The sequence below is a fragment of the Niastella soli genome, assembly GCF_017742245.1.
Taxonomy (GTDB): Bacteria; Bacteroidota; Bacteroidia; order Chitinophagales; family Chitinophagaceae; genus Niastella; species Niastella soli.
This window is the reverse complement of the sequence record NZ_JAGHKO010000017.1, coordinates 240,030-266,751: the sequence shown is the minus strand read 5'-3', so window position 1 is coordinate 266,751 and position 26,722 is coordinate 240,030. Positions and strand designations below refer to the sequence as shown.

Sequence of the window (26,722 nt, the reverse complement as noted above, 5' to 3'; positions counted from 1 at the left end):
TTAACTTAATTGTGTTTTAGTGTAATATTTGTTCCTTAGCCAGAAAGCAACATTGACCAACGCGATCAAAGCAGGTACTTCTACTAATGGGCCAATTACTCCGGCAAATGCCTGTCCACTATTAATTCCAAATACCCCGATAGCTACAGCAATAGCCAATTCAAAATTGTTACCTGCGGCAGTAAAGGCAATAGAAGCGTTGCGGGAATAGTCGGCCCCAAGCGCTTTGCCTAAAAAGAAGCTGACCAGGAACATGATCGCAAAATAGATAACCAGCGGTATTGTGATCCGTATAACATCCATCGGAATGCGTACTATCAGTTCACCTTTCAAACTGAACATTACAATAATGGTAAATAACAAGGCTACCAGGGTAATTGGAGAAATTAGTGGAATAAACCGGGTTTGATACCATTGCTCGCCTTTTATTTTAAGCAGAGCAAACCGGGAAATAACCCCTGCTGCAAAAGGAATACCGAGATAAATGGCAACACTTTGGGCAATCTGGCCGATCGTAATATTTACCTCAAGTCCTTTTAGTCCAAATAATGGCGGCAACAGAGTAATAAATACATAAGCATAAACGCTAAAGAAAACAACCTGGAAGATGCTGTTTAAAGCCACCAGGCCGGCAGCATACTCCCTATTTCCTTCGGCCAATTCATTCCATACTATAACCATAGCGATACAGCGGGCCAGGCCGATCAATATCAACCCCATCATATATTCAGGGTATCCGTTTAAAAACAGGATGGCAAGGAAGAACATTAAAATTGGGCCAATTACCCAATTTAATAAAAGCGAAGTGCCTAATATTTTGGTGTTTTTAAACACTTCACCCATTTTTTCATACCTCACCTTAGCCAGAGGTGGGTACATCATCAGAATAAGCCCAATGGCAAGCGGAATATTGGTTGTACCGCTGGAATATGTGTTGATCACTGCTGGTATGGAAGGCATAAAGTAACCTAACGCAATTCCGATAGCCATTGCAGCAAAGATCCATAAAGTAAGATACCGGTCCAGGAAACCAAGTTTCTTTCGTTCGTTTGCCGGATCACAATTGTTTGCACTCATTAGGGCAATTCGTTTTGTTATTATATAGATTTTTTCATGACTATTGCACTTACAGGACATACGCTGCTGAATTCAGTAGAACCCTTTATTTCGTCAGGCACTTCGGATCGTTCTACCCGTTGATAGTTCTTTTTATCAAAGTAGGCTGATGCTGTTTCTGTAAGTAGATATATCCGGCTAAGTTTTAAATCAAAAGCATGTTTCTCCAGTGTTTCTACAAGTGCGGTCGCAACCTTCTGGTTTTGATAATCTTTCCGAACCACCATCGAGCGCAGGAGGCAAAAAGGCGGATAGAGTTCAAGCCCTATGACGCCTATAATATTGCTGTCACTAACAGCGACAAAAAAATGATCAAGATTACCAGGCAAATCATCTACCGGCAACTTTTCGTTTTTAAGTAATTCAATAATAGATTGCCGGTTAGTTTGATTTGCCTGGATGATTTTCATAACTATGATTTTTAAAGATTAATTGCAGCAATCAGGTCCTCAACAGGATTTTGCAGCCGCTGGTTTTTCCGCATATACCGTAATACTATAAATGCCTGTATTGCTGTTTCTAAACTGTTTAATTGCTGGTTCAAACATATAATTTAATAGAATATCGTCTGGAATGTGAATGACTTTTTCCTTTTGGATCGTGATGTTTTCAAATCCATTTTGCTCTATCAATTCCAGGTATGCCTGTTTTTGGATTGCGCCCGACACACAGCCAGCATACATTTCCGCTGCCTGCTGAATATTGGCAGGTAAAGTTCCTTCCAGTACAATATCGGAAATAGAAAAATGACCGCCCGGTTTTAGAACCCGATATATTTCTTTTATAACGCCATCTTTGTTGGGCACCAGGTTCAGCACACAATTGCTTACTATAACATCAGCGACATTGGAAGTAACTGGCATTTTCTCTATATCCCCCTGCCTGAACTCTACATTATTGAATCCCCTGACCTCTGCGTTTTGTCGTGCCCGCTCTATCATCGCCGGGGTAAAATCGATACCAATCACTTTGCCGGTATCGCCTGTTTCGTGCCGGGCAATAAAGGCATCGTTACCTGCGCCGCTTCCCAGGTCTATGACTACATCGCCCTGTTTTATTTTGGCAAATTGGGTGGGCAATCCACAACCCAATCCCAGGTCGGCGTCGGGGTTGTAACCCTCCAGGTTAGTATAATCGTCACTCATGATGTTGTATACATCTGTTGAGCAGCAGCCCGAGCCGCAGCAGGATGATTGATTGGTTTCTTTATCCTGCAATGCGATCTCACTATATTTCTGTCTTACTATATCTTTTAACTCTTGATCAGTTGTCATAAAAAACGATTTATTGTTTTATTGCAATATTGCGATAAATGAGAGCAAAAAAATTTAACAGCAGTTATCCTTATTTTTATAAGCAACAAAGAAGGTATCAAAGGCTTCTTTGTATTGTTTCCATACTTTAGGATCTATGCAGTAGCAAACACTTGTACCTTCAATAGTGCCCTGAATTAAACCAGCATTTTTAAGTTCTTTCAAATGTTGCGAAATGGTTGCCTGTGCAAGACCCAACTCGTCTACTAAATCACCGCAAACACATGCTTGTGCCTTGATCAAACTTTGAATAATGGCAATGCGGGCCGGATGGGCCAATGCTTTCATCATTTGCGCCAGCTTATTCTGCTTATCGGTAAATATTTCGGTTTTTGTAAGTCCCATATCTATCGCAATATTACGATAAATATAATTCGGCCCAAAATAAAATTCTATTATTTGCCACTTTCTACCGCCGAGATCAAAATATAAAGGTTTTAAAATAAATTGCCGAACTCAGTAACTGCCTAGCTTCCAAAGAATTCAACGCTGATGCAAACTAAATTGAGTATGGGAGCTGTAGTTGATGGTAAGGTGTTAAAGGTGCCTGCATGGGTGGGGAAGATTTTCTTAAGAGTTAATTTCAAGCTTATATCCTTTGCCGCGTATAACAACTATTTTGATGTTCGGATCAAATTCAAGTTTTTTTCTAAGTTTTGATATGAACATATCGAGACTGCGGCCTACTATAACACCTTCATCTTCCCATATCTCTTTTTGTAGCCGGCTTCGATCTATAGCTTCGTTAGGTGATAATGCAAAAATGCGTAATACACGTGTTTCAGTTTTGGTGAGGTCGATGGTATTTCCATTTATCATGAGCTTACGGGCCTCCGCGTTGAACGACATTGAACCCATAGTGAACATTTCATTATGCTCGCTTTCATCATTATGCTGATTGTCAGGTAAGGCTTTCTTCGGTTTAGCATATCTAAAAAACATAAATCCTATAAATGCTAAAAATGAAAGGCCGCCCAGTAAATATCCATTCTTTGCTGTAATGATACCCGTTGGTTTAAATTTAATGTTGATCATGTAACATCCTACGGGTTGCCTTCTTCCTTTACAGGTTATTATATCATCTTTCTTATTTTTTGATATAGAATATCCATAAGCTACACTGGCATCGGCACAATTCAGTACATTAACAACATAATCACGTGCAAGCGATTCCTTGGCTAACAAACGCTGGGTAGTATTGACGAGAGAGTCGGTTTGAAAAATAAAATCATTCTCAAAACTGATCTGGTATTCATTTTCGGCGATCTTTTTTATTGGAAGTATCCGTGATGTACTGTCGCCCGACTGAAGGAGTATTTCATGTCCGATTCGGCGAAGCAAGACTTCTCTTCTGGCAAAGTCAAAGTCATCATTGCCGATCATGCTAAAAGCCACGCAGATTATAGCGATAAACGTGAGTAATAATAATCCGCCCAGGTGCTTTCGTTTGACTGGCAAGAGATTTCTTCTAACAAGCATAATGTCAAGATATTATTTACAAAGTTTACACTATTATTTACAATCCGGGTTCCTCCGTCAGAATATTATCAAAGTATTTTTGTTGCACCAACTTTAAAAGGATACGAAAAGAAATGCCTTAAACGGATTTGATTGATCGGGAGATAGATCTATGTTACTTAAAACTACAAAAAATATGAAAAAAGTTATTTATGCGATCTTACCGCTGGTTGTGGTAAGCGGACTGGTATTTGCCAATCGCGAAATCAAAAATGAAGCTTCTAAAAAATCAGCCCCAAAGCCACTCTCTGCTGCTGAAAAGAATGCCGAATTGAAAAAATGGAAAATGGAAGCTGTTATAACCTCTCTTTCTCAACCGAAAGGCTCACGATCAGGTTTCAGAGCGATGGTCAGGATTAATGGTTACGACTATATTCTTAATTTGGGGCTGGAAAACTCTAATGAATTTCAGCAATTGCATAGCCTGAAAGTTAACGACAAAATAATTGTAAGCAGCCAAAGTGTATTTAGTGTATTGTACACGCCCAACTATTCATATCCAATAATATTGGGCGACTATGTAGAACGAGATGGTAAAATAATTTATAAACGTGCCCCTCGCAAAGGCGGTTGCTGAGTAAAGTTATGATGGAAAGACCTTTACGGAATTTAAAGGTAAAGAGAGTCAGAAATAACATTTTTAGCCGACACTTTTAAGGTTGAAAAAGGTGACAAGAGTTTGATATACACTAAAATAAAAAACCCTGTAAATCAAAGACTTACAAGGCTATAATGTGCCCAGGACAAGATTCGAACTTGCACGCCGTTTCCAGCACCACCACCTCAAAGTGGCTTGTCTACCAGTTTCAACACCTGGGCACTTCAATTGGGTCGCAAATTTAATTGATTTACTGATATGTAGAAAGTTTTTCTAAACCTGGTTTGAGGAAATTTAGAAATTATGTGGTTTTAAGTTGTTTTAAAAGTCTCTTCCTTATTTCAGTACAATCCTGAAAGTAGTTCCCTTGCCCGGTTCGGAATTCTTTACAAATAATTGTCCTTTATGATACTGTTCTATAATACGTTTCGACAGGCTTAGTCCCAGTCCCCAGCCTCGTTTTTTGGTAGTAAAGCCCGGTTTAAACACTTTGCTGATGTTCTGTTTGGCAATTCCTTTACCTGTATCGGTAACATCGATAAAGGTTTGTCCATCCTGTTGCCAGATGTTGAGCGTGATCATACCCTTTCCTTCCATTGCATCCAGGGCATTTTTCAGCAAGTTTTCAATAACCCAGTCGAACAGGGGTGGGGAGAGCATGGCGTAGATCTCATTAATATTACGGGTATTCAACACAAACTGTACTTTTCCCGGGGCGCGTTTGCGAATGTATTCTACCATGCTTGATACCTGGGTAACAATATTATGGTTTTCGAGGTGGGGCTTACTGCCGATCTTTCCAAACCGGTCGCTCACCAGTTTAAGGCGGTTTACATCTTTTTCCATCTCCTGCACGATCTTTTCACCGGAATAAGTTTCCTTCAGCATTTCTACCCATCCCTGTAACGACGTTAAGGGGGTGCCCAGCTGATGGGCGGTTTCTTTGGCCATGCCTGCCCAAACCTGGTTTTGCGACGAACGAAAACTGGTAGTAAGCGCCAGCAGGGTAATAATAATAAACATGCTTACAATGAACAATTGTACCAGGGGGTAGTACCGTACCTGGTTTAACAAGGAGGTATGTCCGTAATAATACAGGTTTTTTTCTACCGGGTTCAGCGGATCAATCCATTCGATGGTAGGGTTTTGTGAACGGAATTCGCCCAGTTTTTTCAGTACATAATTACTATCACTGGCCACGCTGGCCGAATCGAGGTTCACATGGTCAAGGATATGTCCCTTTTCGTCAGTAACAATAATGGGTACTGTATTATTTTCCGCAATGATTATGCTTACCAGTTTATCACTTAACCCCGTGGTGTCGTGCAATAATAGTTTGGTGGCTTCTACCCATTCTTCTACTTTCTGTCTTTCTTCCCGGCCAATTTTGCGGGCAAGATACTGGGAGTAAAAAACGGTACCGCTTACAATTGCTATCGCAATGAGGGCTAATCCGGTTCTCCAGTTAAAAAGCGGTTGAATCATTCAACTAATTTATAAAAACCGTTCCTTTGCATCCTTTATTTGCTTGAATTATTTTTACACCAGCATGGCAACACCGCTCGTATCGATAGTGATCCTAAACTGGAATGGTCGGAACTTTCTGCAACAGTTTCTGCCCTCCGTGCTGGCGACTACCTATAATAATAAGGAAGTAGTAGTGGTAGACAATGCCTCTACCGATGACTCCGTCGCCTACCTGCAGCAGGATTGGCCAACGGTGCGCATTATTCAAAATGAAGCCAATTTTGGTTTTGCGCAGGGGTATAATGAAGGGTTGAAGCATATTCAGGCGGATTATTACGTGCTGTTGAATTCTGATGTGGAGGTAACGCCTACCTGGCTGGATGCAATGGTGGAACTGCTGGAGAAGGACAGGGCCATTGGGGCCTGTCAGCCAAAATTATTGCAGTACGATAATAGGGAACTGTTTGAGTATGCCGGTGCCGCTGGCGGGTGGCTCGATTACCTGGGGTATCCCTTTGCCCGGGGCCGCATCTTTGATGTGTGCGAAAAAGATGAAGGGCAATATGATGCCGCAGTGCCTATTTTCTGGGCCAGCGGGGCTGCCATGTTTGTGCGCGCCAACCTGTATCATGCCCTGGGCGGACTGGATGAATATTTTTTTGCTCACCAGGAAGAAATAGATTTTTGCTGGCGCCTGCAGTTGGCCGGATATAAGGTCTTTGCCTGTCCGCAATCAGTTGTATATCATGTGGGCGGAGGAACATTGCCAAAGGGTAATGCAAGAAAGGTATTATTGAATTTCAGGAACAATCTGGTGATGATGGCAAAGAATCTTCCGTGGTATGAGGCAATATGGAAGATAAGTTGTCGTTTTTGGCTCGACTATATCTCAGCTATTAAATCTTTGATCTCGGGACAGAAGACTTATTACCGGTCGGTGATGAAAGCGCATGGGGCATTTTTAAAATGGCTGTTTGTAAGCAGGAAAAAAGGACTTTTTCCGCCGAAAAAGAAAAATGAGCTGAATGGTTATTTACATAAAAGCGTTGTCTGGAGCTATTTTGTAAAAGACAAAAAGACTTTTACAGAAATTGTTGATAATAAAGCGTGAACTTTTAGATTGAACTATTATTTTTGCACTGCAATCAAATGAGTTATGGAACAACTGGAAAAAGACCCCCGCGATAAAGACTTTAAAAGAAGCTGGGTAAATTCATCTGTATTTTTATTTTACCTGCAAGTATTTTGTATTCTGGCATTCGTATTGGGTGGCTGCTACAGCCTGTACACCCATCGTTATAAAGGAAAACCCAAAGTGGAGGTTCCTGCGAATACCCAGTACACTCCGCAGTATAAATAATTGAAGATTAGTAAGAAAAATTTGGTCAGTATTAAGTAATTCCTATCTTTGCACTCCCAATAACGAAAACAGCTAACGAAAACGAAAGCTGCGAAGTAAAATAGGAAAAGTTCTTTTCAAAATATTCATTGTCCTGATTCAAAATCAGGACGATATGCGGAAGTAGCTCAGTTGGTAGAGCGCAACCTTGCCAAGGTTGAGGTCGCGGGTTCGAGCCTCGTCTTCCGCTCAAAATTCCATCCTCAAGGTGGAATTTTTTGTTTCATTAAGGTCCTAAGGTATGGTACCAGGATCTGGTATTTGGTGTAGATTTAAAATAAGTTACCCGGGTGGTGGAACTGGTAGACACGCAGGACTTAAAATCCTGTTGGCAGCAATGCTAGTGTGGGTTCAACTCCCATCCCGGGTACAGGTCAAGAAAAAGGCTGAGATTAATTTCTCAGCCTTTTTTATTTTAAGAAATTGCAGTTAAGTATAACTGATAGCTATTGAATAATTCTATTTTAGTGAAATGTATCAAACAGAGAACACTCGTATAAAATCCCTGGACGGTTTGCGCGGCCTTGCTATTTTACTGGTGTTATTTCTTCATCTGTTCAATCATGGTTTTTTATATCCCTTTTTTACATTCGGCTGGATAGGCGTTGAATTGTTTTTTGTCTTATCAGGTTTTCTTATCACCGGAATATTAATTGATACAAAACCTAAAAAGGGATTTATTCAATCTTTCTTAGTTAGAAGGGCTTTGCGAACCCTTCCATTATATTACCTCGTTCTTATCCTATTCGGGATCATTGCTCCATTCTTTGGCCCTACCAGGTGGTTTGCCCAATACCAATTTTTCTTTTGGACGCATACCAGCAATTTTCTTTTTTTAGATAAGGGATTTTTTAATCCATTAGGTCATTTTTGGAGTCTGGCATTAGAGGAACAGTTTTATCTCATCTGGCCCTTTATTGTTTTAGTAGGTAATAAAAAGCAAATAATCGGAGTGGCTATTTCTCTTATTGTTTTAGGAATAGGTTTGCGGTTTGCTTACAGTGATCCAATGCTATTTTATGGAATGCCATTAGCCCATTTAGATGGTATTTCAATGGGGGCGATCATTGCCATAGTGATTCGATTAGAAACTAAAATAGTATGTAAGCACATCAATGCTGTTTTTCTACTTCTAATTATACCGTTTTTGGTTTTTATGATCTCAGGGGCTTCTGAGAAGAAAGCGCCATTTACATTAACAATTATCTCTTTCTTTTTTGGGATCATGTTACTGTCTGCTCTTCATGCAGGAGTTGTAGAAAAGATCCTTTCCACTAAAGTGCTGCTTTTCTTTGGCAAATACTCTTATGGAATGTATGTGTTTAACAGCCTTTTCTTTTATTTCAGTAACTGGGCGGGGGCCGATAGGCTGAGTGAAAATCAAAGACTAATAGTTTATTTAGGCGATTTCATACTAACTATTATTGCCAGCTACATAAGTTATCACTTGTTTGAGAGCAAGTTTCTGCGATTAAAACAAAAACATTATTCCCAGCCTGTATTGAAGTAGAGATACTTACACCTGCTATAATTATAGCGATTTGTCGTGATGATCAATAAGCAGGATGGTGCAGGATAGCGAAGCAATGAAATGCGCATTACTTTATAATGGTCAAAGGCAATGTTCGGCCATTGACTACCTCAAAAAATAGTTTCAAAATAACTAGTATTCTAGCGTATTGCCGAGCGTTTTAATATAGAAGCCTGTTTCTATATTTATTTTAAATGATTGCCAAATGTTGCTGTATGGAAAATTTGCTAAACGAATGCAGGCTGATGTACCGATCAATAGATCAGCAAATTAAACAGAAAATATCCCACCCCGCTGAAGAGCTTCACTGGATTGAATGGGCTTTTAACTTATCACTTCATGCCTGGGCCGGCATTGAAAAATTAGTCAAACAACACCAGTTTTTAAATGCCAAAGATGAACTGGTATTTTACAAATTCCTGAAACCAAAATTCGTCGGTCTGATCGATCACTTTCCTTTGTTGTACAAAGCAGTTTTATTTATGCCCGATGATATAATAGACAGAAGTATCTATTGGGAGAGTGAATTGGAGCAATGTAACCTTTTAATTATTGAATTTAAGGGACATTGCAGGAGTTGTGAGAAACAACCTGGGATTGACAGCTTTTTCAGGAAACAAAACGATCTGCTGTCGCCAGAGTTTGGCTCAAATATAAACAAGGCTAATATATCTTCTATTCCCTATGATCTGCTGCTGGGTAAATTGGTAGCCCTGGAAAAATTCAGGAAGTTCCTGCAGGCAAAAGTTTGCAGGGATTTATCTCTTGAAACCTCATTGGTGGCGTAGTGCAAAATGCACTTCCCGGTGTTAGGCTTTTTTATATCTTTAGTATGAAAAAACCTACCCATCCAATGTTCAAAAAATTATTTCCTGGCCTGTCAGCGCACTCCAAATTAGTTGAAGATATCAGAAATGATAACTATAAAAACTGGGAGACCCACTTTAATAATTACAACAGCACAAATAGTAAACAAGCCGATCCGGTTAAACTGCATTCCCTTGGATTGGAAATTTATGAAAAGCATTTGCAGGAGGTTATTGAAGACTATTCAATCACCGAAGAAGAAAAAGGCGTACTTTCTAAAATAAAGGGGTATTTCCAGTTGTCCGATGCTGCCATCAATTCCATTAAAAGCAAATATGCAAAAAAAGCTGTCACTGGTCTTTCAAAACAAAGGCTGGCCGATAATCATTTGTCTGAAGAAGAAATACAGGAGATCGGGCTGTTTGCAAAAGAATTAAATGTTTCAGTTGAAGAGGTGACCCGTATTAATCAGCAAAATGCGTTGGAGTTATATGAAAATGCTGTTAAGGATGTGATCTCTGATCATCTGGTCACTGCTGATGAACAGCAATCATTGAAACAACTGGCCCAACAACTGGGCATCGATATTAGAGAAGCTACCATTGATAAGCGATTAAAAGAAGACTATTATTACCTGGTATTATTAAATGCCCTTGAGCAGGGGTATCTGCCTCAATGTAAACAGCCATCTGTATTAACCCAAAACGACGAGGTAGCCTATTGGGAAATAAGCTCCAACTTCATATTCGCGAGAACGAATACCACAGGGTATTTCAGTCAGAGCAGCAGGGAAGGAATTAAAGTAGCAAAAGGCATTTCCTATAAATTGGGTTCAAGCAGAAGCACGCCTATCAGAGAGCATGTAAACGATAACCTTCCGGGGATCTTTGCTATAACCAGTAAGGGAGTAGTGTTTGCGGCCAGTCAACAATCATTTGCTATCCCATTTACTCAATTACATTCATTCGATACCTATAATGATGGGATTGGGTTGCAAAGAAATAGCACCGAGTTGGTTTTGCAGTTCTACGACAAACAAATGTCAGAAGTGATATTCAAAGTGCTCACCAATGCTATTAATGCCCATGTATAAAAGAAAAACTCCCCCCGGCTCAGCCGGGGGGAGTTTTCTTTTTATTTTGTAAACATTGTGCTCTCTGCCTTTCCTGTCTTGTTATCCATCAGTTTTATTACATAAACACCTCTCGGTAGTTTGCTTACATCCAGTTTTGCCTGGTTGTTACCATCAGTGATCCTTGTTCTTTTTAGTTCCATGCCCGACATATTCACCAACACCATGTCTTTATTCTGCAGGTCATTGGCCGTTGATTTCAGATAAACATAATCTGTAGCTGGATTCGGGAAAATAGTAAGGATATTGGTTCCGCTGTTTTTATTAGAACCAGCAATGTTACTAATGGAAACGGTTTGAGAATAAGAACTATCGCTGCCGGTTGTTACTGCTTTGATCCGATAATATTGAGCATCACCCCCTTTGTTTACATCCACATACTGGTATTTTGTAGTGGTTGTACCGTTTTTAGCATTATAGGGAACGTTTGCTAGTTTTTTGAATTTAATGCCATCGTCGCTTTTTTCCACTTCAAAGTGATTGGTAATATCGTTGGTGGTTTCCCAGGTTACCGTATTCCCGTTGGCCCCTGGTAGGCCTTTAACAGACAGGAATTGTACCGGCAGGGTTGTACTGCTTAGCCTTACTGCCGACATAATTTGTGCAATGCCCGCATCGATCATCCCAATGATAGTAGGGACAACCTGATCATAGAAATCTTTTTCGATGCCGATGTTCTGTCCAATATTTGCTGCTGCACCATAAACATTCAGCGCATAATCCCATTGGCCAGGATCGCTTGAAGAGGTATTGGCGAACACCTGGTCGTTTTGATTCAATTTCTTTTCTGAACCATCCATATTAAAACCCATCAGTCCGCCGCTTAAATGATATACGTTACTTTGATGGATCAGCTGTGGTCCGTTAAATGGCTGTATGTTAGGGTCGGTAACGTTGGAAGAAGTGGCTATCCAGAAAATATTATTCTTCATGGTTAACACATTCGGGATCCATGGTGTTGAAGCGATGCCTATTAAGTTTCTTACATCGGGTAAACGTGGTGCATGTGTTTCAATAACGTTGTTGTTGTAAAACTGCAGGTTTCGTACATCCACGCCATAACCATTATTAGTATTTATCCAGAATACGTGACCGTTGTTGATCAGCAAATTGTACCCAATAACATTGTTAAGCGCCTGCTGGCCTGAGGAGCTCCCAAACTCCATAAAACCCAGGTTCTCACTACATTTATTATACATTATTTTGTTATTGCTAACCGCACCATACATTTCTATGGCGCCTCCATCGATCTGGTAATCGTAGCTGTTGCTATAACATTCCTGTATAATGTTACGGGTGATGGTATTATAAGAACCACCGATCATTATGCCCATGGCGCCAAAATCGTCCCATTCAACATCGGGCGTATTCAGGATCATTCGCAAATTCAAAATGGTGCAATCTGTGATGGTATTGTCGTTTCCGCCATCAATGGATACACCGCAGCCCAATTTTGAGATGGTAACGTTCTTTATCACGTTATGCGATCCATTTCCATTGGTGCCATAAATGTAAACACCATATCCAACGTTGGCGTTTACATTATGATTCCACCAGGGAATATAATCGTCGGTCAATTCAATGCCGTCGATCACAATGTAATTGGCCTGGTTTAGCCGGATAACGGTTCTGTCGTAAACATTTTGCTCGGTAGGACTGGCTATGTTATACTGAAACTTTGGTGCATTGCCATCGCCATAGCCCATGATCACGATCGGCGCACCCGCGCTGCCTGAACTGTTGAGGGAAAGCGTACCGGTGTACCAGCGGTCTCTTTTAAAGAACAGCGTATCGCCGGGTTTGAAGTAATTGATGTACCATGGTATGTCATTTATAGATCTCCATGGGTTGGTCAATGTTCCTTGGTTTGATCCCCAGCCATAGGGATCTACATAATAGTTAGTGGCATAGGAATTTAGGGTCGCTAGCACAAATAGTGCTATGAGACACAGGGATACTGGTGTTTTCATTGTTTTTCAAAGATTAATCAGGCCTTAAAATAATGGTGTTCAAAACTAGCTTTTTAAAAAGCCTGGAAAAATAGCTATATCCGTTAGATACACGTTTATGCTTATTTTTTTGCAATGGGCAGTATCTATTGTGCCAAAAATTATAACGGGATAAATTTTCCCCACATTAAAAAGCTTCCCCCACACTAACGTTGATGTTGTTACGCTGTGTAATAATTTCTTAATACGCATACCCGAAAAACACTTGATATTTTTGCGCGCTCCAAATAGTTGTATGACCTACAATTATAAAAGCTTGGGGGAGGCTACCGGGGCCTGAGCGCTTTTGTCGTTATTGGCGTTTATCCGGATTTACCTACGGCAGTCAGTTTTTATTGAAAAAGGGGGCTGGGAGGAATTTGCCCGGAATTATCAATATTCAACCTGGTAGAAGACAAAAACGTAATTTAAAGCAAACAAAAATAAGATGAGCTACAAGAATAGTCTAATGAACCGGGTAGTTGGTATTGTATATGGCGGATTGCTGATAGTGATCAGCATTTGTAGCGGTACTGCCGCTACGGCACAATCAAAAGAGCCAAATCCCAAAGATCCCTGGGCGCCTGTAAATATCAACAATATGCCACCGGTAGCGAGCCTTACCAATGGGGTATGGTTAAAAGGCGATCTGCACCTGCACTCCCGCCACAGTAAAGAATCGTCTAATAATCCTGTTTCAAAGATCATAGCCTTTTCCAAATCGGTTGGTATAGATTATATCTGCATTACCGACCACGACAATCATGTTGATGGGGATGTTGCCAACCATACCTGGGCCGATCCTGAATTCAAATCAGACTCTGTGTTATTATTGTATGGCGCTGAGTGGACCACTAACCGTGGGCATGGTAATGTTTTCTCAGCCAGACCTTACGATCACCAACGCCTGTATTTTGTTCGCGATCAACGCGACATCGTGATCCAGTCCATAGTAAAAGAACTGGGCATTCATTTGTCTGCCAACCATCCCATGGGACCTAAAGATCACTTCGGTTATTCTTACGACATGGTCAGTTCTATGGAGATCTGGAATTCTGCTGTTTGGCAAAAGAATGTCAATGCCCTGTTGATCTGGGACGACATGCTTTCTTCAGGTCGTAAGATCACCGGAAGAGGCGGAAGTGATGCCCACCATGGTGTGCCTGATTCACCCGACAAAGCAACGGCCAACAGCAAACAAGCCACCGCTAACTATGTGGGAACGCCCACTACCTGGGTATTTGCTACAGCCCGTACCCAACAGGCCGTGGTAGATGCGCTTACCAATGGAAGGGTTTCTGTGAGCGCCAATCCTTTTGCGCCGCGCGTTGAATTTTATGCAGACCTTGATCAGGATGGTAAAATGGATATGATGATGGGTGACAATACCAAACCCACGGGTAAGCCAGCCAAATTCCGGGTGCAGCTAACTGGTAAAACAGTTGCAGACTCAACTTATACCGTAAGTGTTGTAAAAAATGGAGATCCTTTCAATACTTTTAAAACAACCGGAAAAAATCCGGTGATCGAATTTACCGATACACCGGCGGTACAAGGCCGTACCTATTACCGTGTTGTGGTGGAAGGGCCGTCAACTCCATATCCCCAGGTACCAGTATCTCAAACACTGAGCGGTAACATGGTCGCATTGTCGAACCCGATATACTTCAACTTTGATCCTAACTTTTGATGGGTAGAAAATTAAAATAACAATTACATAATACACCTTGTATGAAAACATTGTTTTGCTTCGCAATAGGCGCACTAGCGTTTCAAATGGGTGGTGGTCCCGGTATTCCCGGCAACACACCTATCAATAAAATTCAGATAATTGGCTCGCACAACAGTTATAAAAGAGCTATCGATCCGGCCCTTTATAAAGTGTTTATGGAAAAGGATTCCGGCAAGGTAAAAGGATTGGCCTATGCGCATATTCCTATCGAAGAGCAATTAAAAATGGGGTTGAATAACCTGGAGATCGATTGTTACCGGGATGAAAATGGCGGCAAATACGCACATCCAAAAGGGTTAGAGATGGCTACCGGGCAGGCGCCTTATGATCCCAATGGTGAAATGTTGAGACCGGGTTATAAAGTATTTCACGTACCTGATTTCGATTTTCGCACCGATTCCTATACGTTTGCAGGAATATTGCAAAAGTTAAGGACGTGGTCAACAGAACATCCCGATCATAACCCGGTATTCATAACCCTGGAAACAAAGGGCGGTGATGCCGGATCAGGTACAGAAGATTTGAATGTAAAGGCTATGGATGATCTGGATGAAGAATTGGTAAAGAACCTGGGAAAAGAGTATCTGATTACGCCCGATGATGTTCGTGGTAATTATGCGACTTTGGAAGAAGCTGTACTAAAAGGTAACTGGCCTACGTTAAATGCAGCGAAAGGTAAATACCTGTTTGTGCTGGATGACCATGGCGCTAAACGGGCTACTTACATGAAAGGACATCCTTCTTTAAAAGGGCGCATCCTGTTTATAAATGCTGAACCCGGTACACCCGAAGCGGCTGTTATGATCAGGAATGGTTCCAAGGAACCGGGTATAAAAGAACTGGTGCAGAAAGGCTATATCATTCGTACCCGGGCCGATGGTGATACAAAGCAGGCACGTGTGAACGACCGTTCTTACTTTGAGGCTGCCTGCAATTCCGGTGCACAGATCATTACCACGGATTATTATCTGAAAAGCACCTATTTTGATAGTCCTTACCAAATTTATTTTGAAGGCGAGAATAAATACATCCGCTTAAATCCGGTTAACAACACTGGTAATAAGCAATAGCATCGTCTAACGTAAGTTTTCAGTAGATACAATTTAAGGCTTCATCAGGTGTAAATACCGTGATTGAAGCCTTTGTTGTTTGTGAGTTATTAAGTTCATTTGTTCGGTGCTCGCAATGCTCGAGGTCTATTTATCCCCAATGCTATCCTGATAGTTCCTCAATTCCTCCGCTTTTGGACCTCATTGCTTCCCCGGCGCCCGAGGAGGCGAAGTGAAGGATCTGTATAGGCAAAGTGAAGGTTTCGAGGAGGCGCAGTGAAGAATCAGTATAGGCAAAGAGAAGGAATTAAAAACCGTCACAGGTTTTCGACCATTCGTCACACCGGTTTCTGCTGAACCGTCACACCAAAAATGAGTTTTCAGTAGAGAAATTCCCATTCGTCCCATCGATTTAAAGGTAACCGTCCCACCATTTTCCTCGAACCGTCCCACCAAAATGAAATTTCCGAGGAGAAATTACCAAACGTCCCACCGTTTTCCGAAGCTCGTCCCAGCGGTTTCCGAAGCCCGTCACATGATGGAAACATCGTATAAAAGCATTGGGTACCTTTGTATACCGACGAAGCGAAGCTTGTCGGCATGCTGACAGGCTTCGCTTCGTCAGCATTCGTATACGACCAGTTCTTTGACTTATGGGGTAGATAGGTTAAGGGCCTTTCTATTTGACCTTTTTCTTTTTTACCGCTTTCTTTTTTGCACCAGCCACCTGCAGGTCATTGTAAAAGGCGCAAACCTTTTTCATTAAGCAAATGGGGCATTGGGGAGTGGGGTGGCAAATTTCCCTGCCAAGGAACGACATCGCCATACCGGCATCCCATTCCTTTTCCGGCAACAATTCCATCAGCTGTTTTTCGATCTTTTCAGCATTCGTGGTATTTACAATGCCCAATCGGTTTGACACCCGTATGGTGTGCAGATCAACAATGATCCCCTGAGGCGCCCCTTTAGCGCCGCGCCGGATCACGTTGGCTGATTTTCGTCCAATACCAGGCAATTCAACCAATGATCCTATCTCAAGCGGAATATTGCTGTCGGTTTTTATGGCTGTGGCTATGTTCACCAGCCACTGTGCCTTGTGCGCAAAATTCCTGACTTTGCTTATGAGAGGAAATAGAGATTTGGGGTCTGCTTTTGAAAGGGATCTTATATCGGGGTATGCTTTAAAGAAGTCCGGGGCCAACTGGTTAATAAGGCTATCAGTGGCCTGTGCCGACAAAACAACCATTACAATCCATTGATAGGGATTGGCCGCATCGAGCGGATGCTTTTTGTTTTTATACTTTTTCAGCAGCGGCTCCAGTTCAACAGACCAATCAATTGTTGAACGTTTCATATGACATATTATATTAATGAAGTTACTTAATATGAATTGCATGGGGAAGCCTTTAGTACTATCTTTCGCCAATAATAAACGCTCCCATGAAAAAAATGATCACAGCAGGTATGCTGGTTATACTTTTTGCCTGCTCTTCACAACCCAGGACCGATAGTAACGCCGCTACTCCTAAAGTAGTCACCGATACCAATGTGTCAAAACCGCTGGTGGCAGCGGCTTCTGATTCAATAGCTCAACCGGAAGAACTAAAAGGAAAAAGCCGGTTGCAGCAACTTTCCGAGCGGAATGTTTTTTCAACTATTCAGGCCAAAATATTACCTACGCTGCCTGAAAAACATCAAAAGGTTTTGGGTGGTGACCCTGATCTTAATGTATTAGCATTTGCTACCGGCGACTTATTTCAAAACAATAAGAATGATTATGCTTTTATTGTTTATGATAAAAAGCACCAGGTGATCTCCATTCTACTGTATGATGAGCTGGCTGATAGTTACAGACAATTGTACGAGTCCTTAAAAGTGAATGATGAGATCAATAAGCTTGATTGTAACAATGATTGTGGCCGTCTTGATGAAAATTTAGCGAGTGAAATTGCCGATCAGGCCGATTCTTATATAAAGGACCCAGTAAGCTTTATCGCCAATAAACAGATAAAGATCTCTGACCTAACAAAGGATGAAGATATTCTTATAAAAGATGGCTGTTTGTCAAAGAATGCCAACAATGCCAATATTAAAAACGGGCTTTGTATTGCTACCAGCTTTGTTTATAATAACTGGAAGTGTTTACGATACGATAAAGCAAAAGATGCGTTTACAATTTTCTTTTCCCAAACTTTTGCAGATTAGAAAGCAAGAACAACTTTCAATACAAAGGTCGCTTTTAAGCGACCTTTTTTAATGCCTGGATGACAAGGAACCTCGATTTTATATGTATGTACAAAGTTCCTTATTTTTGGGACAGATTTAATATTAGCCATATGAAGACGAACCCGATTCGGCTGTTGCCTGGTTTTGTTTTGTCTGTATTGCTTTGCCAGACATGGGAAATGGGATATACCCGGCAATTTCCTGCCAGGCCGCCCAATATCATATTCATAATGGCCGATGACCATGCATACCAGGCCATCAGCGCGTATGGTTCTACACTGATTAAAACCCCTAACATAGACAGAATTGCCCGGGAAGGTGCGCTCATGAGCAATGGGTTTGTGACCAATTCGGTTTGCAGTCCCAGCCGGGCGGTGATCTTAACGGGTAAGTATTCCCACATCAACGGACTGCGCGATAATGGCACTTATTTTAACGGCGCGCAACAAACCCTGCCTAAGATCCTGAAAGAAAATGGTTATCGTACAGCTATTGTAGGTAAATGGCATTTATGGAGCGAGCCCACCGGTTTTGATTACTGGAATATCTTGCCGGCACAGGGACATTATTACAATCCGCCTTTTATAAAGATGGGGAAGGATACATGCTACAAAGGCTATGTGACCGATATTATTACCGACCTGGCGTTACAATGGATCGATTCGAACAGGGGCCAGCCCTTCTTTCTGATGCTGCACCACAAAGCGCCGCATCGCAATTGTATGCCGCCATTGAAATACCTGCACCAATTCGATGAGGTGAAATTCCCCCTTCCGGCAACCTTTAACGATAGCTATAAGAACAGGCCTGCCTTGCAACGGCAACAAATTTCGGTGGCGCATGACCTCGATCTCCGGTACGATACCAAGATCCCCTGCGACACCTGTGCCGTAACCACAATAAACAGTTGGGCCCCGGCTGAATGGCAACGCGAAATTGAACGGTTAACCCCGGCGGAGCGCCGGCAATGGGATTCCGCATATGCGTTGGAATATGAGCAGTTTAAAAACATTCACGATCCGGCCGCGCTGGTCAAATTCCAGTTTCAACGGTATCTGGAAGATTATTTGCGTTGTGTTTTATCGGTTGATGATAATGTGGGCAGGGTGTTGCAGTACCTCGATGAGCATGGACTATCCGAAAACACCATAGTGATCTATACTTCCGATCAGGGATTTTATTTGGGTGAACATGGGTTGTACGACAAACGGTTCATGTATAATGAGTCGTTTCGGTCGCCCATGGTGGTGCGCTATCCGGCGAAAATCAGGCCCAAACAGCAGGTCAGTCAATTTACGCTGAATCTCGACATAGCGCCTACTTTACTGGATTATGCCGGTATTGCCATCCCCGCCGATATGCAGGGCGCTTCTATGCGGCCGTTGCTGGAAAAGGGCAAAACACCCAACTGGCGCAACGAAATTTATTATCACTATTATGAATTATCATTTGGGCTCACACGTCATTATGGTATTTACACCGGGCGGTATAAACTGATACATTTTTATGACCCCATCGATGCCTGGGAACTCTATGACCTGAAGAAAGATAAGCTGGAAATCAATAACCTGTATAACGATCCCAGGTATCTGAAAGCGGTTAAAGCGCTGAAGGAGCGGTTGCGCAGCCTGCAGAAGTTTTATAAAGATGAGGTAAATTGGTGAGTCGCATATGGGCAGTCGGTAACTAGGGCACTCCGACTCGTCGGAGCGCCAGTACGGGGGACGACCTGTAAGATTCGCCGTCGGGTGTTGAACAATCAGTGGATTTAAGCGATCCTGACAGGTCGTGTTTTAATCAATTAAGCGACCTGTTAGAGCCTGCCCCGATTCGTCGGGGTCTGTTCATTATGATGCTTGCAAAGGAATTGACCTGGTTCCCTGTAAATCCTGTCAACCATATCAACCTCTATCAACTTCTCATCAACTGATCAACTTCCACCCTTATTACCCTTATCAACTATCTCTCCGGGATTCAATTGTATATACAAAGCTATCCGCCTTATAATACCCCAGGTTATACTCAATAGGCCTGTCGCCCTGGTCGTATACAAAGCGTTTGCGGAACAGGATGGGGCTGCCGGGTTCCACTTCCAGTTTGCCCGCTATAAACTTGCCAGCTGCTTTGGCACTGATCTCCTCCTTCGATAAATTAGCTACTACCAGGTGATCTTTCTCCAGGATTTCATACAGGGGCCGCTTGAAATCTTCCTCACCGGTTAGGCCAACCCGGGGATGAAAGAACGATACAAAATATACGAAAGGGCCTTCAGGGCGGCCTCTCAGCCTTTCCAGCTTCAGCACTTTTTTGTCTGTACCGATCTCAAAAAAATTGGCCACCGCTTCATCAGGATACACCCAGGTAACATGCAGTTCGAAATTTTTGATGGGAATGCCGCGGGCCTGCATTTCCTGGGAGAAGCTCAGCCAGTTCTTCGATTTGGAACTTACCGATGCTTCAGCCACCTTGGTGCCAATGCCTTTTTTACGTATCAACAAACCTTCATATACCAGCTTGTTCAGGGCCTGGCGTAAGGTGGTACGGCTAATGGCCAGTTCTTTGGCCAGGTCTACCTCATTGGGCAGAAACTTGCCCTCGGCATACTGAGGGTCCCTGATGATATTCCGCAACAATTCCTCGGCTTGCAAGTGTAATGGCACATGGCTTTTGTGATCGATTCGAAGCTTCATGCTGGATGATTTTCTGAGCTGATACTAACAAAAATAAAAAAATATCACGTCAATAGTAGTATGTTTAAATGTATGTACATATATTTGAGATGGATAGGATCTGCAATTGTTACCGCCTCAGCCTGTTAACCCACGCAATAAACGATAGATCGATCAGCAGATCTTCCACCTGCACGCACCCTGTTAAAGCTGCTTATTCAGCATGTTGTATGTAACCAAATTCTATAATCTTATTCAACCAGCTCTCGCTTATGAATTACTCAACAAATTGCGCTGCGGCTCCAAAAAGAAACAATGGCTTCGGGCGTAACAGGGGAGGAGGTGAACCGGGTAAGCGGTTTACTTCTTTTTTTTATTTGCTGTTGGTTCTTGGGATTGGCCACCTTCAACCGGCAGCTGCACAAACTGAAAACACTATCCATGGGGTGATCTCCAACAGTCAGGGCGATCCTTTGGCAAATGTATCGGTGGTAGTAAAAGAAACAAAACGCGGAACTGCCACTGATTCATCAGGACAATTCTCTATTGCCGCAAAAAAAGGACAAACGCTTGTATTCTCCATGACCGGGTATACCGGCAGGGAATACCTGATACGGAATGACGGAATAGTGCAAATGTCGCTCACTGCCAGCGCTATATCGCTTGATGATGTGGTGGTGATTGGTTATGGCGCCAGGAAAAAAGCCACACTTACCGGTGCGGTAGCCGCCGTTACCGGTAGGGAAGTGGTCACTACAAAAAACGAGAATATCCAAAACATGCTTACTGGTAAAGTGGCTGGTTTGCGTGTGGTACAAAACAGCAGTGAACCTGGAAGTTTTGACAATACATTCGATATAAGAGGCCTCGGTACGCCGCTTGTTGTCATAGATGGTGTTCCGCGGACCAACATAACACGTCTGAACCCGGCAGATATTGAAAGCGTTTCCATTTTGAAAGATGCTTCTGCGGCTATTTATGGGGTGCGGGCGGCCAATGGCGTGGTACTGATCACCACTAAAAAAGGGAAGAAGGGCAAGCTGAGCCTGAATTATAATGGGGTGTATGGCCTCCAGTTCGCATCGCGGTTGCCCAAACCAGTTGGTATTTTCGATTATATGACCCTGGTAAATGAGCAACGGATGCATACTGTAAATGGCGGTACGCCCTTGTATACCGAAGCCGATTTTGAAGCCTATCGAAATGGCACAAAAGTAGCGGCCAACTGGCAGGATGCTATCATTCGTAAAGCTGCTCCCTTTACCCAGCACGACATCAGCGTATCGGGGGGAACCGACAACACCACTTATTTTGTAAGCCTTGGTTATCTTTCACAGGATGCCATTTTTAAAAGCGATGACGTAAACTATAAGCGGTATAACATGCGCTCGAACCTGAGCACAAAAATTGCCAGGCGGTTGACTTTCGATGTAGACATCTCTGGCATCCTTGATGAAAAGAACCAACCTTACATTTCACCCTGGTATGTTTTTCGCAGTCTTTGGTACCAGCCACCGGTGCAGAATATCTATGCCAATAATAATCCGGATTATTTCAACAATGTGCCCAGCAACCTGAACGGCGTTGCGCATTCCCGTTCGGATGTGAATGGCTACTACAAACAAAAAAATAAATGGTTTCAATCATCGGTTAGCTTAACCTATGAAGTGCCGGGTATAAAAGGATTAACATTTAAAGGATTATACAGCTATGACTTCAGAGACAGCGGCAATAAAGCATATATGAAGGCGTACAACCTGTACAACTACAATGCCACCAATAATACCTATGAACCGGTACCACAGCAAACACCCGCTACGATCAGAAGAGACATTTCCCAGTTCCCCGGCAGCCTGTTGCAGGCTTCTGTAAATTATAATCACCTGTTTGGCGATCACAACATGTCGGCGTTGTTATTATATGAAAGGAATATCAAGAGTGCTGACAATTTTTATGGACAACGGGAACTGTCGCTGGCAGTTGACCAGTTATTGGCGGGTAACAGCCTGAACCAGCAGACCAATACTTCATCGAACATATTTTACAAATACATCAATGCCTCTTACGTAGGTCGTCTGGCTTATGATTTCCGGGGTAAATACTTTGCAGAATTCACGTTCAGGGAAGACGGGTCCTCGAAGTTTGCAGTAAACAAACAATGGGGTTTTTTCCCTGCAGGTTTTGTTGCCTGGCGTATTTCGGAAGAAAAATTCTTTAAGAACATCCGGGCGCTTTCCTTCATCAATAACTTCAAGTTGCGTGGTTCGTATGGACTTACCGGTGATGAGAACACCTCCACCTATCAGTTTTTTGCAGGTTATAATTATCCGGCCAGTGGCAGTAGTACTGGCACTCCGGCCGGTGCAGTGTTTGATGGCACCTTCGTAAGTGCGGTACAAAGCAAAGGCCTGGCCAATCCCAATATTTCCTGGTATACAGCCAAAATGCTGAATGTGGGGGTTGATGTGCAAGCCTGGCGCGGTTTACTGGGCCTGACATTCGATGTGTTCCGCCGCAACCGTTCCGGTTTACTGGCCACGCAGGCACTGACCCTGCCCGATGTGGTAGGTGTAGGCTTACCACAGGAAAACCTGAATGGCGATCGTACAGAGGGGTTTGATCTGGAAGTGAACCATGAGAATCATCTTGGCAAGCTGAATTATTTGGTTAAGGGTACGTTGGGGTACACAAGGACCATGAATACTACCCGTGCATCTGCCCGGGCTGGCAATTCGTACCTGAACTGGAACAACAGCAATTTTACCGCTTACCGTTGGAACAATCTCTATTGGGGGTATGGGGCCGATGGCCAGTTTGGATCGTATGATGCTATAGTGAACAGTCCGTTTTATGTGCCCAGATCTACAGTTGTTGGTGATTATATGTACCAGGACTGGAATGGTGATGGGCAGATCAGCACGCAGGACAATCAACCCATCACCACTGCAGGAATGCCTACTATTACTTATGGCTTTACTATTGGCGCGCAATATAAAGGCTTTGACCTTAGCATGACCTGGAATGGTGCTGGTAAAGTTTACGTATCCTACTTTGAACAATTGAATACACCACTTTGGGCGGGTGGCGGCGCGCTTGAGCAATTTATGGACAGATGGCATCCGCTCGATCCAACGGCAGATCCATACGATCCCAATACAGTATGGGTGCCCGGTCATTTTGCCTATACCGGAACGGTACCTTATACTAATACACTGGCCAATGCATCCAGTGCGGCTTACTTACGGTTAAAGACAGTTGAATTAGGCTATACCCTGCCACAACGATTGTTGAACAAGGCAGGGATAAAAGGCCTGAGAGTATATGCCAATGGGTATAACCCGGTTACCATCACCAAACTCCGTTACCTCGATCCGGAACATCCTTCCAGTCAGTTTGGTTACTTATACCCACTTGATATTAAACTCACCTTCGGCTTAAATATTCAATTATAATTATCACCATGAAAAAGCTATTATATATTGTATTATCATTTTTGGGGATACTGGCAGCTTGTGAAAAGCTGAATGTACCTCCCATGAACGTGCTGCCTGATAAAGATGTATTTACAAGCGAGGCTGGGGTTACCGCGTACTTTGCACGGATGTACAGCCGATTGCCGATTGAAGATTTCAAATACTCGCCCACCATAAGTTTTAACGCATTTGTTGTTGGTTCCTTTAGCGGTATTACCGGCGAAGCATTGAGCCGGGATATGGGTAATGTAGTTGAAAGTTTCAATTACTGGGGCGATGCATATGCCCTGATCCGGGAAGCCAATTACTTTATGGAAACATTGCCCGGTTATGCCAATAATTTCAGTGCGGCACAAGTGAATAGCTGGACGGGTGAAGCCCGGTTTATCAGGGCCGTTACTTATTTCGCATTGGTTAAACGCTATGGCGGCGTACCCCTTGTTGATAAAGTATTGACGAAGTCAAACCAAACCGTTGATGAACTAACTGCTACTATCGATGAATTAAAGATTCCCCGTTCAGCAGAAGAAAAAGTGTACGACCTGATTGCACAGGACCTGGATTTTGCTTACACTAACTTGCCCGAAAGCAACCAGGCAGGCAGAGTAAATAAATATGCGGCAGCTGCTTTTAAATCGCGGGCTATGTTATTTGCAGGGACCATTGCCAAATACAATACTATCAATCTCACAACGGGTAGCGAGCGCCTGTGTGGCATACCGGCTACTAAGGCAAACACCTATTTTAAAGCCAGCTTTGATGCGGCAGCTTTACTAAATGGCAAATACAGTTTATATACCAAGAGTTTTGCCGCAGGCGACAGAACCGCCATTTACCAGAATTACGTTAATCTGTTCCTGGATGTAACCAGTCCTGAGAATATTTTTATTCGTCAATATAAATACCCCGATGCGGTGCATGGGTATGACGCCCTGAGCGTGCCCAAACAATTGGAAGGACCAGGTGGGAACTATTCTTCAGAAACAAATCCGACGCTCAATTTTGTGGAGATGTTTGAAGGCCTGCCCAGAAATGCAGATGGCACTTTTCAAACCCTGGATGCCAATGGTAAATATCTTTTGTATGATAACACCATGGATGCGTTTGTGAATGCAGAACCAAGATTAAGGGCAACGGTGGTCCTGCCTGGGGATGTGTTTAAAGGGCAAAGCATTGAAATGCGTCGGGGCATATATACTGGCAGGGCCACAGGTGGCATCAGTCGTATATTACCTGCAGGTTCAACTTCTGCTTATCCAGCTTCAACTGTAGTAAGCTCAGCGGCTGTATTACAAACGCCCTATACATTACCTAACGGGACCAAAATGAATCCTGCCGGCGCCAGTGGCATCTTTACCAACCTGGCAGCTAATGGTACAGGTGGAAGTATCACTGGTTTCTCTGTGCGTAAATACCTGGTACCCGATAAACCAACTTCGCAAGTAGTGACCAACCGCTCAGAGCAAAGCTGGCTCGAGATCCGGTATGCCGAAGTATTGCTGAATGCAGCCGAATCAGGGTTTGAATTAAGTGCTGCCGGACAAGGCGCCACCTATCTGTCCACTGCATTGACAAATCTTAATCTTATAAGGACCCGGGCGGGCGCCACACCGGCCGCTACCCTCACCAGTGTTGATACCATTAGAAGAGAAAGAAGAAAAGAGCTGGCTTTTGAAAACAAGATCTACTGGGACCTGAGAAGATGGCGCATATTAGATCAGGAGCAAAATGGAACATTATACAAGGTGTTGATGCCTTTCTATTCATCGGATGCCGGCAAATACTTTTTTGATGCCCGTACCGATGAAAGAAACGTACGCTTCACCTTCGACACCCGGTGGTACTATATGCAAATACCACAGTCAGCGATCACCAAAAGCCCTAACCTCGTTCAAAATCCTGGCTTTTAATTCTATTAATTATGAAAAAGATAGCTCATTATATTATCCTTGGCGCGGCACTGCTGTCAGCAGGTGCTTGCTCAAAAAAATTAGATAATTATGCGGCGCCCAATCAAACATTACAGGGCAGGATCATCGATGCCGGAACAGGTAAAAACGTTCCCAGCGAAGTATCGGGCGAAAATGGCACCGGTACGCGCATTCAATTGCTGGAATTAAGCTGGAGCGATAATCCAACCCCTTTATACCTGGCCGCCATGCAGGATGGTACGTATAACAATACCAAGATCTTTGCCGGCCACTATAAAATTTCGGCCGATGGTGCCTTTGTGCCGTTGGTTCAAACCGGCCCCAACTCCGTTGATAAGAGCAAGGAAATAGATATTCAGGGTGGTGTAACCGAAGTTGACTTTACGGTAGAACCCTTTTTGCGGATAGAATGGGTAGGGGAACCTGTTTTAAATGCCAATGGAACGGTGACTGTAAAATTTATAGTTACGCGTGGTACTACTGATCCCAATTACCAGTTGAATGTAACGGATATTAATTTGTATGTAAATAACTATCCTTATGTAGGGCAGAGTGCCAACAGTTATGATCCCCGTTATTCCAACCGTGTTAGCTACAGCGGCACGGCCGGTAATAATTTATTAGGTCAAACATTAACCTTCACAACTACGGGTGGTGTCTTACCTGGCAAACGGGATTGGTATTTGCGGGTAGCTGCAAGAACTACGTTCCCGAACCTGGGCAAGCCGTTCAATTATACCGATGTAAAAAAAATATCCATCCCTTAATATAGG

Annotated in this window: 22 protein-coding genes and 3 tRNA genes; 15 read left to right on the top strand and 10 right to left on the bottom strand. The window is 42.9% G+C overall.

What is annotated here, in order from left to right:
• The 5 genes from arsB to J7I42_RS31910 all read right to left on the bottom strand — a co-directional run bounded on the left by arsB (position 1) and on the right by J7I42_RS31910 (position 3,908).
• Positions 1–1,077 (bottom strand): ACR3 family arsenite efflux transporter, encoded by a 1,077-nt coding sequence (gene arsB, locus J7I42_RS31930; protein WP_209143999.1) that lies wholly within the window; start codon positions 1,075–1,077, stop codon positions 1–3.
• A 20-nt stretch (positions 1,078–1,097) separates the two neighbouring features.
• The gene (gene arsN2, locus J7I42_RS31925; protein WP_209143997.1) at positions 1,098–1,526 is read right to left on the bottom strand and encodes an arsenic resistance N-acetyltransferase ArsN2; all 429 of its coding nucleotides are present in this window, start codon (positions 1,524–1,526) and stop codon (positions 1,098–1,100) included.
• Positions 1,527–1,565: 39 nt separating this feature from the next.
• Positions 1,566–2,390 carry an arsenite methyltransferase gene (locus J7I42_RS31920; protein WP_209143995.1) on the bottom strand — a complete coding sequence of 275 codons (825 nt, stop codon included), beginning with the start codon at positions 2,388–2,390 and terminating at the stop codon, positions 1,566–1,568.
• Positions 2,391–2,444: 54 nt separating this feature from the next.
• Positions 2,445–2,774 carry an ArsR/SmtB family transcription factor gene (locus J7I42_RS31915; RefSeq protein WP_209143993.1) on the bottom strand — a complete coding sequence of 110 codons (330 nt, stop codon included), beginning with the start codon at positions 2,772–2,774 and terminating at the stop codon, positions 2,445–2,447.
• A 225-nt stretch (positions 2,775–2,999) separates the two neighbouring features.
• On the bottom strand, positions 3,000–3,908 hold the full coding sequence (locus J7I42_RS31910) for a winged helix-turn-helix domain-containing protein (protein WP_209143991.1): 909 nt from the start codon (positions 3,906–3,908) through the stop codon (positions 3,000–3,002).
• A gap of 175 nt (positions 3,909–4,083) precedes the next feature.
• On the opposite strand from J7I42_RS31910, the gene J7I42_RS31905 reads away from it, so the two are divergent.
• Positions 4,084–4,524: a hypothetical protein gene (locus tag J7I42_RS31905; RefSeq protein ID WP_209143989.1), complete on the top strand. Its 441-nt coding sequence runs from the start codon at positions 4,084–4,086 to the stop codon at positions 4,522–4,524.
• Between the two features lie 158 nt (positions 4,525–4,682).
• Here J7I42_RS31905 and J7I42_RS31900 read toward each other — a convergent pair.
• Both J7I42_RS31900 and J7I42_RS31895 read right to left on the bottom strand, forming a co-directional pair.
• Positions 4,683–4,766 (bottom strand) — tRNA-Leu (locus J7I42_RS31900).
• Between the two features lie 115 nt (positions 4,767–4,881).
• The gene (locus tag J7I42_RS31895) at positions 4,882–6,030 is read right to left on the bottom strand and encodes a sensor histidine kinase (protein ID WP_209143987.1); all 1,149 of its coding nucleotides are present in this window, start codon (positions 6,028–6,030) and stop codon (positions 4,882–4,884) included.
• Between the two features lie 64 nt (positions 6,031–6,094).
• On the opposite strand from J7I42_RS31895, the gene J7I42_RS31890 reads away from it, so the two are divergent.
• From J7I42_RS31890 to J7I42_RS31860, 7 genes are all read left to right on the top strand, one after another.
• Positions 6,095–7,123 carry a glycosyltransferase family 2 protein gene (locus tag J7I42_RS31890; protein ID WP_209143985.1) on the top strand — a complete coding sequence of 343 codons (1,029 nt, stop codon included), beginning with the start codon at positions 6,095–6,097 and terminating at the stop codon, positions 7,121–7,123.
• 45 nt (positions 7,124–7,168) lie between these two features.
• A complete protein-coding gene (locus J7I42_RS31885) occupies positions 7,169–7,372 on the top strand; it encodes a hypothetical protein (protein WP_014216823.1) in 204 nt (67 codons plus the stop codon).
• Between the two features lie 156 nt (positions 7,373–7,528).
• A tRNA-Gly gene (locus tag J7I42_RS31880) sits at positions 7,529–7,601 on the top strand.
• Between the two features lie 94 nt (positions 7,602–7,695).
• A tRNA-Leu gene (locus tag J7I42_RS31875) sits at positions 7,696–7,781 on the top strand.
• 102 nt (positions 7,782–7,883) lie between these two features.
• Positions 7,884–8,921: an acyltransferase family protein gene (locus J7I42_RS31870; protein WP_209143983.1), complete on the top strand. Its 1,038-nt coding sequence runs from the start codon at positions 7,884–7,886 to the stop codon at positions 8,919–8,921.
• Between the two features lie 236 nt (positions 8,922–9,157).
• Entirely contained in the window at positions 9,158–9,730 is a 573-nt protein-coding gene (locus tag J7I42_RS31865) for a hypothetical protein (protein WP_209143981.1), read from the top strand.
• Positions 9,731–9,774: 44 nt separating this feature from the next.
• Positions 9,775–10,842 carry a hypothetical protein gene (locus tag J7I42_RS31860; protein WP_209143979.1) on the top strand — a complete coding sequence of 356 codons (1,068 nt, stop codon included), beginning with the start codon at positions 9,775–9,777 and terminating at the stop codon, positions 10,840–10,842.
• A 41-nt stretch (positions 10,843–10,883) separates the two neighbouring features.
• Here the strand turns inward: J7I42_RS31860 and J7I42_RS31855 are convergent, their stop codons facing one another.
• Positions 10,884–12,812 (bottom strand): T9SS type A sorting domain-containing protein, encoded by a 1,929-nt coding sequence (locus J7I42_RS31855; protein ID WP_209143977.1) that lies wholly within the window; start codon positions 12,810–12,812, stop codon positions 10,884–10,886.
• A gap of 505 nt (positions 12,813–13,317) precedes the next feature.
• Between J7I42_RS31855 and J7I42_RS31850 the strand changes: the two genes are divergently transcribed.
• Entirely contained in the window at positions 13,318–14,559 is a 1,242-nt protein-coding gene (locus tag J7I42_RS31850) for a CehA/McbA family metallohydrolase (protein WP_209143975.1), read from the top strand.
• 41 nt (positions 14,560–14,600) lie between these two features.
• On the top strand, positions 14,601–15,671 hold the full coding sequence (locus tag J7I42_RS31845; protein ID WP_209143973.1) for a phosphatidylinositol-specific phospholipase C1-like protein: 1,071 nt from the start codon (positions 14,601–14,603) through the stop codon (positions 15,669–15,671).
• 658 nt (positions 15,672–16,329) lie between these two features.
• Here the strand turns inward: J7I42_RS31845 and J7I42_RS31840 are convergent.
• Entirely contained in the window at positions 16,330–17,004 is a 675-nt protein-coding gene (locus J7I42_RS31840; protein WP_209143971.1) for an endonuclease III domain-containing protein, read from the bottom strand.
• Between the two features lie 86 nt (positions 17,005–17,090).
• On the opposite strand from J7I42_RS31840, the gene J7I42_RS31835 reads away from it, so the two are divergent.
• Positions 17,091–17,855, top strand: coding sequence for a hypothetical protein (locus J7I42_RS31835; RefSeq protein ID WP_209143969.1), 765 nt, complete (start codon positions 17,091–17,093; stop codon positions 17,853–17,855).
• Positions 17,856–17,986: 131 nt separating this feature from the next.
• Entirely contained in the window at positions 17,987–19,540 is a 1,554-nt protein-coding gene (locus J7I42_RS31830; RefSeq protein ID WP_317196276.1) for a sulfatase family protein, read from the top strand.
• A 291-nt stretch (positions 19,541–19,831) separates the two neighbouring features.
• Here J7I42_RS31830 and J7I42_RS31825 read toward each other — a convergent pair whose 3' ends face one another.
• Positions 19,832–20,566, bottom strand: coding sequence for a GntR family transcriptional regulator (locus J7I42_RS31825; protein WP_209143965.1), 735 nt, complete (start codon positions 20,564–20,566; stop codon positions 19,832–19,834).
• Between the two features lie 251 nt (positions 20,567–20,817).
• Here J7I42_RS31825 and J7I42_RS31820 point away from each other — a divergent pair, with 251 nt between their 5' ends.
• From J7I42_RS31820 to J7I42_RS31810, 3 genes are read left to right on the top strand one after another with little or no spacing between them, the layout of a single operon-like run.
• Complete coding sequence (locus J7I42_RS31820; protein ID WP_209143963.1) at positions 20,818–23,997, top strand: SusC/RagA family TonB-linked outer membrane protein; 3,180 nt, start codon at positions 20,818–20,820, stop codon at positions 23,995–23,997.
• 8 nt (positions 23,998–24,005) lie between these two features.
• Complete coding sequence (locus J7I42_RS31815; protein ID WP_209143961.1) at positions 24,006–25,928, top strand: RagB/SusD family nutrient uptake outer membrane protein; 1,923 nt, start codon at positions 24,006–24,008, stop codon at positions 25,926–25,928.
• An 11-nt stretch (positions 25,929–25,939) separates the two neighbouring features.
• Positions 25,940–26,716: a DUF3823 domain-containing protein gene (locus J7I42_RS31810; RefSeq protein ID WP_209143959.1), complete on the top strand. Its 777-nt coding sequence runs from the start codon at positions 25,940–25,942 to the stop codon at positions 26,714–26,716.
• Positions 26,717–26,722 lie beyond the last annotated feature (6 nt).

Coding starts and splice junctions, on each gene's coding strand:
- arsB (WP_209143999.1), bottom strand. CDS start 1,077: ATGAGTGCAAACAATTGTGATCCGGCAAACGAACGAAAGAAACTTGGT.
- arsN2 (WP_209143997.1), bottom strand. CDS start 1,526: ATGAAAATCATCCAGGCAAATCAAACTAACCGGCAATCTATTATTGAA.
- J7I42_RS31920 (WP_209143995.1), bottom strand. CDS start 2,390: ATGACAACTGATCAAGAGTTAAAAGATATAGTAAGACAGAAATATAGT.
- J7I42_RS31915 (WP_209143993.1), bottom strand. CDS start 2,774: ATGGGACTTACAAAAACCGAAATATTTACCGATAAGCAGAATAAGCTG.
- J7I42_RS31910 (WP_209143991.1), bottom strand. CDS start 3,908: ATGCTTGTTAGAAGAAATCTCTTGCCAGTCAAACGAAAGCACCTGGGC.
- J7I42_RS31905 (WP_209143989.1), top strand. CDS start 4,084: ATGAAAAAAGTTATTTATGCGATCTTACCGCTGGTTGTGGTAAGCGGA.
- J7I42_RS31895 (WP_209143987.1), bottom strand. CDS start 6,030: ATGATTCAACCGCTTTTTAACTGGAGAACCGGATTAGCCCTCATTGCG.
- J7I42_RS31890 (WP_209143985.1), top strand. CDS start 6,095: ATGGCAACACCGCTCGTATCGATAGTGATCCTAAACTGGAATGGTCGG.
- J7I42_RS31885 (WP_014216823.1), top strand. CDS start 7,169: ATGGAACAACTGGAAAAAGACCCCCGCGATAAAGACTTTAAAAGAAGC.
- J7I42_RS31870 (WP_209143983.1), top strand. CDS start 7,884: ATGTATCAAACAGAGAACACTCGTATAAAATCCCTGGACGGTTTGCGC.
- J7I42_RS31865 (WP_209143981.1), top strand. CDS start 9,158: ATGGAAAATTTGCTAAACGAATGCAGGCTGATGTACCGATCAATAGAT.
- J7I42_RS31860 (WP_209143979.1), top strand. CDS start 9,775: ATGAAAAAACCTACCCATCCAATGTTCAAAAAATTATTTCCTGGCCTG.
- J7I42_RS31850 (WP_209143975.1), top strand. CDS start 13,318: ATGAGCTACAAGAATAGTCTAATGAACCGGGTAGTTGGTATTGTATAT.
- J7I42_RS31845 (WP_209143973.1), top strand. CDS start 14,601: ATGAAAACATTGTTTTGCTTCGCAATAGGCGCACTAGCGTTTCAAATG.
- J7I42_RS31840 (WP_209143971.1), bottom strand. CDS start 17,004: ATGAAACGTTCAACAATTGATTGGTCTGTTGAACTGGAGCCGCTGCTG.
- J7I42_RS31835 (WP_209143969.1), top strand. CDS start 17,091: ATGAAAAAAATGATCACAGCAGGTATGCTGGTTATACTTTTTGCCTGC.
- J7I42_RS31830 (WP_317196276.1), top strand. CDS start 17,987: ATGAAGACGAACCCGATTCGGCTGTTGCCTGGTTTTGTTTTGTCTGTA.
- J7I42_RS31825 (WP_209143965.1), bottom strand. CDS start 20,566: ATGAAGCTTCGAATCGATCACAAAAGCCATGTGCCATTACACTTGCAA.
- J7I42_RS31820 (WP_209143963.1), top strand. CDS start 20,818: ATGAATTACTCAACAAATTGCGCTGCGGCTCCAAAAAGAAACAATGGC.
- J7I42_RS31815 (WP_209143961.1), top strand. CDS start 24,006: ATGAAAAAGCTATTATATATTGTATTATCATTTTTGGGGATACTGGCA.
- J7I42_RS31810 (WP_209143959.1), top strand. CDS start 25,940: ATGAAAAAGATAGCTCATTATATTATCCTTGGCGCGGCACTGCTGTCA.